Source organism: Dyadobacter chenwenxiniae (genome assembly GCF_022869785.1).
In the GTDB taxonomy this organism is placed as follows: Bacteria; Bacteroidota; Bacteroidia; order Cytophagales; family Spirosomataceae; genus Dyadobacter; species Dyadobacter chenwenxiniae.
Genome location: NZ_CP094997.1, coordinates 6,020,145 through 6,033,122, shown reverse-complemented (window position 1 = coordinate 6,033,122; position 12,978 = coordinate 6,020,145). Strand labels below are relative to the sequence as shown.

General features: G+C 42.4%; 8 protein-coding genes. 2 read left to right on the top strand and 6 right to left on the bottom strand.

Features of this window, described 5'->3' with window-relative positions; all coding sequences use genetic code 11:
- From MUK70_RS25845 to MUK70_RS25830, 4 genes are all read right to left on the bottom strand, one after another.
- Complete coding sequence (locus MUK70_RS25845; protein ID WP_234657283.1) at positions 1-861, bottom strand: TraB/GumN family protein; 861 nt, start codon at positions 859-861, stop codon at positions 1-3.
- A 13-nt stretch (positions 862-874) separates the two neighbouring features.
- Positions 875-2,467 (bottom strand): M28 family peptidase, encoded by a 1,593-nt coding sequence (locus tag MUK70_RS25840; RefSeq protein WP_234657284.1) that lies wholly within the window; start codon positions 2,465-2,467, stop codon positions 875-877.
- Between the two features lie 213 nt (positions 2,468-2,680).
- The gene (locus tag MUK70_RS25835; protein ID WP_234605446.1) at positions 2,681-2,905 is read right to left on the bottom strand and encodes a DUF2158 domain-containing protein; all 225 of its coding nucleotides are present in this window, start codon (positions 2,903-2,905) and stop codon (positions 2,681-2,683) included.
- A 34-nt stretch (positions 2,906-2,939) separates the two neighbouring features.
- Positions 2,940-3,695: a hypothetical protein gene (locus MUK70_RS25830; protein ID WP_234657285.1), complete on the bottom strand. Its 756-nt coding sequence runs from the start codon at positions 3,693-3,695 to the stop codon at positions 2,940-2,942.
- A 340-nt stretch (positions 3,696-4,035) separates the two neighbouring features.
- Between MUK70_RS25830 and MUK70_RS25825 the strand changes: the two genes are divergently transcribed.
- Positions 4,036-5,613 (top strand): tail fiber domain-containing protein, encoded by a 1,578-nt coding sequence (locus MUK70_RS25825; RefSeq protein ID WP_234657286.1) that lies wholly within the window; start codon positions 4,036-4,038, stop codon positions 5,611-5,613.
- Positions 5,614-5,665: 52 nt separating this feature from the next.
- Here the strand turns inward: MUK70_RS25825 and MUK70_RS25820 are convergent, their stop codons facing one another.
- Together MUK70_RS25820 and MUK70_RS25815 are read right to left on the bottom strand one after the other, a co-directional pair.
- Positions 5,666-6,007: a hypothetical protein gene (locus MUK70_RS25820; protein WP_234657287.1), complete on the bottom strand. Its 342-nt coding sequence runs from the start codon at positions 6,005-6,007 to the stop codon at positions 5,666-5,668.
- A 47-nt stretch (positions 6,008-6,054) separates the two neighbouring features.
- Positions 6,055-9,618, bottom strand: a complete 3,564-nt coding sequence (locus tag MUK70_RS25815) for a sensor histidine kinase (RefSeq protein ID WP_256464059.1) — start codon at positions 9,616-9,618, stop codon at positions 6,055-6,057.
- 581 nt (positions 9,619-10,199) lie between these two features.
- On the opposite strand from MUK70_RS25815, the gene MUK70_RS25810 reads away from it, so the two are divergent.
- Entirely contained in the window at positions 10,200-12,920 is a 2,721-nt protein-coding gene (locus MUK70_RS25810; protein WP_244784539.1) for a hypothetical protein, read from the top strand.
- The last annotated feature ends 58 nt before the right edge of the window (positions 12,921-12,978 follow it).

Below are 12,978 nucleotides of genomic sequence, written 5' to 3'. Positions count from 1 at the left end.
TCAATTTATAGCTCTGACCTTAAATCCTGCTTTTCTTAATAAAGAAATCACACCGCGATTACCTCCAAGGTGACCCGCTCCGACGGCAAAAAAGGTTGGTTTTTCAGCTGCAATTTTCTTGATCCGGGGCACCCATTTTTTGTTTCTGGCAAAAAGCATTACCTCTTCATTTCCATCCATCCCATAATTGCTCGCCATCATAAGATTGTACAAATCGTTGATTCTCTGTGATTTGTACAAAGCAACAAGATTACTAAATTCTTTTCGCGCCTGAGGGAGGCTGTCAATCATCGCAATGATCGTTTTAATCTGATCTTTATACGGAATAGTGTCAAAAATAGCCATTTGTTCCTCCAATGTCTCAATCCCAATCACTTCTGACTTCTGTTTTCCAGCTAATTCAACCAGCGACATTTCATAGGACTGGGGCTGGCAGGATAACACAGCATTGAAAAGCGGCCCCATTAAAATAAAAGGCTTCGCTTTTTCAAACATATCAATCCCTACACCAACTGAATCCTTATAGAACGTGCTCAGCTTTGCGTATTCCTGCTCTGTCACCAACTTTTTCAATTCATTACCACCCGACATATTCATCGATTTCATCATGCTGGCCATCATACCGGGATCATCCATATCTATTTCCAGGGCAACTTGTTCACTGCGCGCTAATGTTGCTCTCAATGAGTCACTCAACGAGAAATCAGCAGGGCAAATCAAATGTATGGTCCCAAACAGATAGGACGGTTTTGCCTGCCCCGGTGATGTAATTTCCCATAGCAGGGAATTCTCAACCGGCGCCTGCGCTGTGGCAAAAAAGCATGTAATAAGCAGAAGAACACTTAAAAGTAATTTTTTCATAGCCTTATGGTCGTTACTCTTTGTTGCTGTCAACCTCAATGCGCTCTTCCCGATTTACCAATTCCCATGCGGTATGAAAAACCAGTTTCACAATCGGCGCTTGCTTGTCAAAAAGAATCTTTTCCACATCATCGCCCGGCTTGTGATAATCCTCGTGGACACCTGTAAAGTAGAAAATGACAGGAACGCCCATTTTGGCAAAATTATAATGATCCGAGCGGTAATAGAACCGGTTAGGGTCTTTCGGATCGTTAAATGTGTAATCCAGTTTGTAGTTAACATATTTCTTGTTTGCTTCCTCGCTGATTGCGTGCAATTTGGAAGAAAGCTTATCCGAACCGATCAGATAAACATATTTGTGATCATTGGCATGTGCCTGGTCTACACGCCCGATCATATCAATATTTAGATCCGCAATCGTGTTTTTCAGCGGAAAGAGAGGATTTTCAGAATAATATTCCGATCCAAAAAGCCCCTTTTCCTCACCGGTAACATTCAGGAATAAGATACTTCTCCGTGGCCCCTTACCGTCGGCTTTTGCTTTGCTGAAAGCCTCCGCAATTTCAAGCAGGGACACTGTGCCCGATCCATCATCATCTGCACCATTGTTAATCTCCCCATTTTCAGAAATTCCAATGTGGTCCAAATGCGCGCTAATGACAAGGACCTCATCTTTCTTATCAGAACCTTCCATAAAGGCGGCAACATTCTCGGTTTCCATAGTCTCGCTCTTACGCTCCGCTTTGACCGCTACATTCCCCGTCATTTGCTTTAAGAGCGGCTTACCCGACTTGTCAATAGATGCCTTTTCCTTCAAAAGCTTATTGGTAGAAGTATTCATGATCTGAGCAGCAATACCGGGAGAAACGGCAAACGCCGCAACACTGTTGGGTGCTTCTACAACCGGCTTTAACGTAGGCGCGCTGAAACGTCTGGCCATCACTGCACGCTGCCGGATTTCCTTGTCAAGATCCTCGCCCGTCTTTTCCGTGATGATAAAAATATAAGTTGCACCTCTGTCCAGCGCAACCCTGGCCTTTGCCTGCCAGGAAACCGGACCGCTCCACTTTGTTTTTTCCGTAGTGCCGCTTACCAGATATTTGCCATCAGCACTTCTCGGTTCGCCTTCGAACATGACGACGGATTTTCCTTTCACATCCAGATTATTGTAGTCCGTGTAGCTCGGATCATCAATTCCGTAGCCAACTAAAATCACCTCAGAGCTCGATTCCTGAGGGACATTCAAAAGGCCGTTGACATAAAAGTCTTTGTTAAATTCATACTTTTTCCCACCTACTTTCACATAAACTTCGCCCCAGCTCCTCTTGTAGAGATTGTATTTTTGTAAATAACTTTTGGAACTGTCAGGAGCGGTTGCAGCCGGTGCCAAGCCGTATTGCTTATAAAATCCAGAAACATATTCGGCTGCCTTTTTTTGACCAGGGGAGCCCGTATCACGCCCTTCGAGGCTATCTGAAGCAATGATTACCAAATGCTTTTTTAAATCGGCGGGCGTTATACTTTCAGCGTATTTGGCAGCGTCATCCTGCGCAAAAGCCAAAGTTGTAAATGACAGGAACATTCCTGCCAGCAAATTTCTGTTCATAAGAAGATAATCTAGAATCAATTCTTGCAAAGAAACTAAACACCCCCGCCATTGCAAAATTTGATTAGACTGAGCCAGCGCAACATTATTTCCCTGCCTCCAAGAATGAGCAGACCATTGCAAGGGAATAGACACAAAAAAGTCCCTGAACAGCCTGACTCACTTGAAAGTAAAGTCAGAAAGCCAGGGACTTTCGCTTGTATCTCAACCTTGCTACTGGTTTTCAGACTTGTTCTTGGCTGAGAATTTTAGTGTATGCTCGGTCGTCGTCAAACTAAGCTGATTGAAATATTCAGAAACAGCATTTCCTTCGTCATTAAACCAAAAACATCTGTAAAAATTTTTAGAAGTCTGGTGAAACCCATCCACCGTCATCGAAGGACTCCCCGATTTCAGCCAAACGACGTCGCCTATTTGAATTTCTTCTTGTTGTTGCATTATAATAGTATTAATGAAAAAAGTTTGGTTGCACTTAGTGGCCGCTTATATTGCCATAGAACACATTACCATTTTTGTACTTCACATAAGGACGGACGTATAGATGAGAAACAGAATTTCCCGGAGTCGGTAATGTAATTTCTTGTTTTCCCAATTTGATAGGGATGGCTGATTTAGCTTTGTGATCAGCCAATGTTGGCCTTGAGCTGATGGGATCGTTACTATTGACTTTGTAAGAATATACAAGCCCATATTCCTCTACATCAACCGCTCCCAAGCTTGATATATCTACGGTGCCGGAGATAGGTGCACTTTTTCCGGACACATCCGTTACACGTATGCCAACTATGTCAAGAGGTGTAAACTTCATAATCTCGCCGTAAATGACTTGCCCGTCGGCTAATTCTGCATAGGCGCGATAATACACTTCTGCTATCTCATCGCGCTCAAAGCCGCCTTCCGTAAATGTATGCTCTCCAAGACTTGGCGCTTCTTCGATTGACAAAGTTTGATTACTGGTGGTGGGCTGTTCCGTATAATCATTGTCTCCAATCCAGTGAATGGAAATGACAAGCCCAAATTCTTTTACAGGTTTAATTCCCAATTTTTCTATGGCTACCCCAAGTTTCGTGCGACTATATTCTCCATTGGTCGGAGATTCTATAGGCAAAGTTTTGATTTGTAATGTTTCAGGTTCCGGTTCCTCCGGCACATAATGATCCTGGCAAGAAAAAGCAAAGAGAAACAATGCGGCGAGCAGCACTGAGAATTGAAGAGAAATACGTCTCATAATCGTGTTGTTTTTTGTGAGTAATGTTCCTAACTGCAATAATAGATCAGAACACTCTTCCGGACACAATGCAGCAGGCAGCCAATGAATTAACGGCCTTCGCGCAATTATTTAACGGTTAAATTTTAGGACTTGTCTACTTTGCCCTGATCCCGGTTCGACCTGCATTGCGACTATATTGAGCCAGCGACATAACTTTTTTGATAGGCATATTAACCGATCATTCATTAGCTATACCTGTAAATAAACGCTTTTGAGAATTGAGGTCTTTAAAGTTTACTTCCCCTAATCTTCTGGTTTGAGAAGATGAAATCATCATGTAAACTTAATCACGCTATCAATGAAACAACTTCTTTTAGTGTTTTCGATTTTTCTTTTTAGCCACATTTCATTGGCACAGGCACCTGTTAAATTTAGGTTTCAAGGTGTTGCCCGGGATGCAACCGGCAAAATTATAGCAAGCAAATCCGTCGGAATCCGAACGACAATCAGGCAGAATATAAGCGCTGATGACCCTGACTTTCTAGCTAGGGAAGTCCATGGGCCGATAACGGATGCAAACGGAATTTTCAATATTACTATTGGAGATGGAATAATCAAGGATGGTGATATGAGCACCATTTCATGGCAGGACGGAAGTTATTACCTGCAGCTCGAATTAGACGTCGACGGCAGCTTTAATTATGTAAATCTTGGCGTTACTCAAATGCTTAGCGTCCCATATGCGTTACATACAAAAACTGCCGAGCAGGCTGTGACCGCAAAAACTTCGGACAAGTGGATAGATGGAGCGCCGATTATTCAAAGTGGGACTTTGGGTGGCGGGAAAGTGCTCGACTTCCTCGGCAATGGAGTCAACTTGTTATGGTACCCTCATAATGCCGCTTTTCGGGCCGGAAGTCATACCGGGCAATGGACTCCTGAGAACTTGGGCAATTACTCCTTTGCTGCGGGACAAAATACGTTGGGGTTAGGCACATATAGCACAGCCCTCGGAAACAACACAAAAGCACAAGGCATTGCTTCCACCGCACTCGGTCATTTTGCCAATGCCTTCGGTGTTTCGTCCCTTGCGGCAGGCTCATCGGCCGAAGCAAATGGTGATGCTTCCGTTTCAATCGGAGAAGCAACCGTGACTAAAACTTTCGCCGGTATTGCGCTGGGGGCCTATAATAATGTTCAGGATAATCCGGAAGGAAGCGCAAAAGTTAACGCAAAGCCAACTGACCGAATCTTTCAGATCGGCAACGGACTAAGCAGCCAATCTCTTTCCAATGCAGTTACTATTTTACGAAACGGGAATATGGGAATTGGGCATGATGTCTTAGTGCCAACGCACACACTTGACATAGGTGCACGCGCACGAATCAGGCACAGCGCTCAGTCAGCGGGCATTTATTTCGATGGTTCTGAAATCACTCAGGACGCTTTTGTAGGAATGAAGCAAAATGATCAGGTGGGTTTCTATTTGGGAGGTATGTGGCGATTATGGGTAGATAAGCAAGGATTAGGATATGTTGACAGCGGCATTCTGCAAACTTCCGACCGCCGCCTCAAACGAAACTTCACATCCCTTTCAGAAAGTCTAAGTAAGCTCAGTGCTCTTCAAGGTTACAATTACTATTGGAGAGACACGCTGAAAGATCAAACTATTCAGACTGGCCTTATTGCTCAGGAAGTTGAAACACTATTCCCTGAATTGGTAAAAACAGATGATAAAGGCTTCAAATCAGTCAACTACGTCGGCTTGGTGCCACATTTGATTGAAGCTGTTAAAGAATTGCATCAAGCGAACAATAAGCTTGAAAAAGAAAATAAAAATATGTCGTCAGAAAACAGCAAAAACAGTGAGGCTATTAAATCCCTGGAAGCCAAGCTTGATCAACTGCTTTTAAATGCAGCATCAGCCTCGAAGTAGCTATTTCCCATATTGGCGCGCTAGATCGTTTTGTTTTTAAGGATCTAGCGCCTCAAAATTGGCCGATGAAGTTCACAAAAACCACCTCTTTTTGATTTTTGACCAGATACTTAATTCTCACTTTAGCGCCGACCTTCACAAAACTGACGTAGGCCCGCGGTACATCTGTCAATTCCGTAACGAAGTTTCGTCCCATAACAGGCTCTACCTGAATTTGAATTTTAAATGGCTGACTTGTTGCGTCATCCCCTTCCTCGATAAAGAGGATGGTTGCTTGTGCCTCTATTCCCAGGAGTTTGATTTTTGCCTTTTTGGCCAGTTCCAGGCTTTTAGGAAGACCGAAGTAAAAATAGAATGTGGCAAGAAGAATGATTATGCATAAACCTAATTCCATTGCTCCTGTGTATTAAGTAAGTAAAACTTTAAGAATGAGCAACTAGCCTATTTCAAGAAGCTGGACAGCTTTACTATCACCAACGTTCCCGCCGCCTCCCCATTCTCATGCATTTTGTCAATAAAATTAACTTCCGCATGATGACCTTGCCTTGTCAGCACTTGCAGGCGGTCACTGGAAATGCCTAACCCTCTGGAAACGTGATGCCTGGATTTACTGGTGAATGCCTTGATCTCAAAAGATTTTTTTCTGCCAATTCCATTGTCATCAATCCTGCACTCAAACATATCCTCGTCGATCTTTTTGAACTCGATTAATAGTTTCCGTTCCAACTTTGAATGCATCAGGCCATGCCATAGTGCATTTTCCACATAAGGCTGAATTAGCATTGCGGGAACCAGTATTTCTTCCACTTCAAGATCTTCATCAACACGGATTTCGTAGGAGAAGCTTCTGGAGAACCGCATCTCTTCCAACTGCAGGTATAGTTCCAGCACATGCAGTTCCTCTTCGATCGTTACCAGGTTTTTGCTTGAGTTATTCAATAATGTTCGGAATAGTTTCGAAAAAAGATTCAGATAAATACTTGCCTCCTGAAATTTTTCCGTCACAATACATTCTTGAATACTGTTCAGGCAATTAAAAACAAAGTGCGGGTTCATTTGTGCACGTAAAGCCATTAATTGGCTTTCAGCCAGCATTTTATTGATCTCCAAAAGCTCAATTTCTTTTTCCTTTGTAGCAGCCTGAGCGAGTGCTTCGGCGATTTTGCCTGAGCTAATCGATGCAATGATAGACAGAGCCTTCAGATGTTCATCCTTAAAATAGTCTCTTTCCTCATGTTCCGTATCTATAACACCGATCACTCTCCCGTCGTGTATCAAAGGCACTGCCAGCTCGGAAAGCCGCCTTTCCTCGCTTACAATATATCTTTCATCTTTTGAAGTGTCGGAAATTATCAAGTGCTTCCCTGTGGTTGCCACAGTTCCTACAATTCCCCTGCCAAGCGGGATATCGACAAGGTTATCCAATTCCGCCTCCTTACTGGCTTTATTGATGATTACTGCTTTTTGTACAAGCACATCTCTCTTCTTATCCAACAAATAGACCACACAATCCTGGAAATCGAGCTGAGAGATGCAATTACGCGCAATGTCCCAGCAGATCTCATTCACTGAGTTCGATCCATAAACTGAATTAGCAAAATAATCGATGCTTGCTTCCATCATCCGCGCTCGTCTTCTTCTTATCAGGTAAAAATGCAAAGCGACACCTATATATGCCAGAATGATGAAAATGCATGCCATAAACCAGGACGATTTCCACCACGGAGGCATAATGTAAATTTCCAGAGAGCTAAACTGCTTCATCCAATTACCATGCTCATCTGTACTTCTTACCTTGAATGTATACTTGCCCCAAGGCAGATTTTTATAGGAAGCTACCAACGAACGGCCCGCATTGATCCATTTTTTGTCATACCCTTCAAGTATGTAACTATATTTCAATGTGGGAACATCCCGGTGATCCAGGGATGCGTATTGAAAGGTGAGATAGTCCTCATCGGATTCAAGATTAAGCTGCGTATTCTTGGCAAAATCTTCTTTTTCATTTCCAAGGACTTTTACGGATGTGATATGCGGTGGTTTCTTCACCTTTACTGATGCGAATTTCGAAGGATCGATTACGACGACATGATCTAACATTGCAGCATATACACGTTTGTTTGCCACGTAAATGTCATTCCAATAATCCTGAAGATTCTGGCCCAGATCAATTTTAACTTCCGTAACAGCTTTCGAATCTGGATTAAAGAACAACAGACCTTCGCTACCCCCAGCCCACACATTTCCTAAATGATCCACCGCAATGCTGCTCAGATTATCGTAAGGAAAACCGTTGCCGGTATGAAGGCTATCGACGAGGTTATTTTGTCTGTCTAATTTTAAAATCCCCCTGCCCAAAACGGCAGCCCAAACATTTCCGACGCGATCCTCGGTTAAATCGTAAGCAACAAATTTGTTTGGGTTGCCAACAGGCACCTGGGAGAATTTTTGAAGTTTTGCATCAAATTTTAAAAGGCCCAGACCATTCACCGCAAACAAAATGTCCCCATTTCTCCTGACCACAAAACTCTGACTACTGCTGTAATTGAACTCCCCATAATTTTTGTCCGTTCCATCAAACCGGTCTAATTTACCGGTCTTGGGAGAATACCGATAAATTGCGTCTTTCCAAATCTGAAACCAGACCTGTTCGTTACGATCAGCGAAGATGAAGTTAGAGAATTTGTTTGCAGACTTATATTTGATTTTCTCAAAAGACTCAAACCTGGTACTCCCTGCCCTTAAAAAATGAATTCCATCAACGCCTCCGCACCACCATGTGTCATCAATTTTCGTCGACATCATAAATCTATTCCGAACTAGCTGCTGCTTGTTTCGGGTCACCACATGCCGGCGATAGGATTTGTGATTCATGTCATACATAATAAGTCCTTCTTCTTTGGACGCAATTATCTTTTCCTTATCAATGACGATAGAATTGGAATGTGCGAATCCGGTTTGCAAAAAAAATTCAAAGCTAGGCAACTGATAGATCGCCTGAACAGGCGTGTTGGCGGGTGCCTCGCTAATCCCGTTAATTGTGGCTATCCAGACATTTTGTTCATTATCATCAATGATATGTCTGAAAGATCCGTAGCCTATAGAGTATGTACGGTTCTGACTATACGGTATCTGCTTTATGTCCTTTCCCGGCTCCTTCATGAATGCAGAATACATTGGTGTCGAGATCCATAACCGTTGCTTGCTATCTAAGTATAGATAATTACATCCCCCGAAATTCTTTTTTCCGTCCAGTTCTACAAAAGTCGTGACTATATTCTTGTCAGCGTTCCAAAAATTCAATGATTGATTAGCATTGCAACCATACCATATGTTAGACGCCATATCAACGGCAATTGCGTATACATCCTGTGTATCTAAAAGTGGTATTCTATTCGGATTATTTAATTTGTGATAAATCGTCCGGTTCTTACAATCGATAAAGAAGGTTTTCTTACCTCCAAGCCAAAAACCTATTCTCTTCGCATCCCAGGTTATTACAGAGGTTTCATAACCCTCTTGTTGAATGATTTTTAAGTCTGGAATCACTTTTTCAGCGATCACAAGCTCATTGTCTAGAAAAACATATATTTCTGAGCTGGTGAATATCCACAACCTGTTATATACATCCGAGTTGATGCTGACTACATCCTTGTTGTCCAATGCTATAAATCGCTGGTCACTATGAAATGCACCCAATCGCTTATCGAAAATCTTTACTCCTTCCTTGGTTCCGATCAACATCTCTGATGCTCCGAAAGGCTGAATGGCATTGATATAAAAATCTTTCATGCCCGGCCCGCTTCGATATTGCTTTACAACTGCACCGTCGTAACGATTTAAGCCCTTAGTTGTACCAATCCATAGAATGCCGTCATTATCCTTATATAGACATTCTATCATTTTGCTGCTAAGACCGTCAGCTGTGCGCAAATTTTGAAAGATAAACTGCCCGTGCACCAGACTTGGTAAAAGACAAAGCAACAAGCCAATTTTATACACCATTGCGACTCCCGAGATAGAATAAAATTTAAGTTCAGATTTTTTGTAAAAACACTGCAATGCATTTATTAAACGGCTGGCGATAATTGATAAAAGGGATTTCGGCCTTCAAAGATGGTGGCTTACGAGGAGAATGGTTTTGCTTTAACACCTGTTTTTGAGCACTAATCCTACGCAGAAGCTATTTGTATATACTACTAATAAATAGAGCTATTTCTGCTTTGCAAGCCGAACATTATCAAGCACTAACGATGCCAGATAAAGCTGATTCAGCAAAACATTGCCGTTAATTCACTCATGCCCGCCCTTCAATCATCGCTTTCGACAAATTCAAAATATCGCTTTCAAATTCGAGCCTTGATTTGACTTACAAGGTCGACTGGTCTTTTTTAATCACTTAATCCATCACTCTATTATGAAGAAACACACATGACAACACGCAATTCCGACACAGCGTTTGCTGGCCATGACTGCCACAAGCCCGACAAATCACAACGCCTGACATTTACCTCCCTATTTAGCTGACAACATGAAAACAGAGATTTTTCCAGGGCTGAAAACCTGACACACTAAACAGTAATACGATGAAAAGATTAATATTTTACTTACTGCCAATTATACTATTAAGCGCACACTTCCTTAAGGCGCAGAATGCTTCGACAGCAGGTGTGATTCCTGGCAAATTTCCACCCACCTTATGGTTTAACTATGCAGACTACGAACCTGGTCACACCTCTAACATTACTCATGAGTCAGGCCAGTCCGGTGGTATTGGTTTTAATCGGCCCTGGTTTCCTGCGTTAAAACCTATTCCATCAGGAAACAACACTTTTCTCTCTATATTTAATCAGCTAGGTTCGCCTTCACAGGTTGCTCATAAAGGCGCAGCCGCGGCGTTTATTAAGGATCTAATTCCGGGGAGGAAATACTGGCTGGAATATCATATGCTCTCAGCTTCAATGCAATATCAAGGATCAGATATTCCTGTAACATCTTATGGCACAAGTGGAACACTAACTCTTTCTAACGGTGCAAGCGGGACTCAAACAATACCTTTTGACCCCCTGCCGCCATTAGATAATGTTGGCTCGTGGGTTCCCGGTTTTATTGAATTTACGGCAACTTCAACACAAGCAACTTTGGTATTTACTGGAACAGCGGGTTATGAAGGTGGATTTACAGCCTTGGACATTGGGCCTACCGGTATTAAACTTGCATGTAATGCATCAGGCACTTCTCAAGTGTTACTATCATCAACAACGCTTGCTGCCGATTGCGCCGGGACAGTGGATCTTAAAAATTCATACTCCGGGACACCTCCTCCAGGCACTGTTGTGGCTTGGTACTATACTCCAAATCATGTCAAGAATACAGTCGTAGCTGATCCCTCGCATGCTATGCCTGGCACTTACTACGCTTTCTATTTTGACAATTCAAGTAATCAGTGCTTTAATACCGATAATTCCAGCGCAAAGGTGGTCGTTTTACCATCTCCTTCTAAAGCTGGCACACAGCAGGTGAAGTTGACAGACGACTACTTAAATCTTGGATCTTGCACAAATAATCCGACAGTAAATCTAAATAGCTTACTCAAAGACCCTATACCCGTAGGTGTGCAAGTACGTTGGTTTAACAACCCTGCTCATACAGGCAATCACTACTCCTTTGTCTCCCAGATCAAGACACCAGGGATCTATTATGTCTTTTACTATGACAGTAACGCCAATTGTTATAATACTAATAATTCAACATCCAAGGTAGCAGTTTCTGAACAAGTTGTTTTACGAAAAAATAATGCTTCTAATCAATGTCCTGACAAGTTAGTAAACCTGAATAACGAATATGATAGTCCAATTCCCTCCGGATCTAAGCTAGTTTGGTATACTAATCCGACACATCATGGGCTGGCCGTTTCAGATCCTACACAGGTTACCACAGGAAATTACTATGCATTTTTCTACAATTCCGCCAACAATTGTTTTAATACAGACCTTTCTTTCGCAGTAATTGAGGTAAGTATATTTCTTCCATGTCCTTGCAATGCGGGTACAAGTGAAGTTACACTGAAGGCGAATTCCTATAACGTTGATTGTCCGCTGACAATGGACCTTGCAACGAGTGTCTCCACAATCTCACCTCCCAATACAACAATCCAGTGGTTTTTGGATCCAAAACACACAACATCTGTACCAAATCCCGAGGCAGTGGGAATCGGCACCTATTATGCTTTCATTTATGATGCCGTTAACAAATGTTACAATACTGATAACTCTACTGCCCAAGTCACAATTACAGGAGCTGCGTGTTGTAATGCTGGAAACGAACAAGTTTCTCTAAATCGCACAAACATATCAAATACGTGTCCTAGCCAAACGGCGAACTTAACTAAATTAATTGTTTCAAATAAGCCGCAAGGATCTTCTATCGTGTGGTTTACAGATGCTTCTCATACGAGTGCTGTTCCAGACCCTACAAAAGTCGGATCCGGAACTTACTACGCATTCTTCAAGGATGATGCGCTCGAATGCTTTAATACGGATGTCTCAACAGCAAAAGTGACGGTGGCTATTTTGCTTTGCGAAACAAAGGTCTCCCTCAATCTGAAGGTCTTCCTCCAAGGCGCAACGACGCAAGAAAACGGCGTAGCAACGATGCGGAATGATCTGCAAGTTTATAAAACTGGCCCTTCCACTTTCGGATTACTTCCCACCCAAGACCCTTACGGCGGCGACGCGGTTTATCCGGAAATTAAAAACACCTTCTCAAAAGCTGGCAATGTAGTCGATTGGGTGAAAGTGGAGATCCGTAGTATGCAAAATCCATCAATCATTCTGGAATCCAAAAGTCTCTTGCTTCGAGTAGATGGAACCGTATTGGATGTGGATGGTTTCGCTCCGAAGTTTAATCCGCAGTTTGGAGGCGTTCGAATTGCTGTCAAACACAGGAACCACTTGGGTGTCCTTGGACTTGGCTTGGTTTCCTTCAATGCTGGAACTGTTAATTATGATTTTTCTGCGGAGTTATCCAAGGCTTACAACGTAGGAGCAACCGCCCAAATGGTCTTGAGTAATGGGGTATGGTGTATGATTAGCGGCGAGATTCAACAGGATTTCACAATAGACAACGCGGATTTTTCCACTGAAAGAATCTCGTTCAACAATGGCGATTTTGATACATATAAAGCAGAAGATTTAAACCTTGATGGAATCGTAGATAATGTCGACATCTCTCTTTTTTCAAGATCAGTTTTAACAAAGGATATTTTTCAACTCTTATTAACTATTAAATATGAAACGACTTTTTAGAAATCTTTTTGCAGTATTACTAATATTAACTCTAGCAAAATCTGCCATTGCTCAGAAT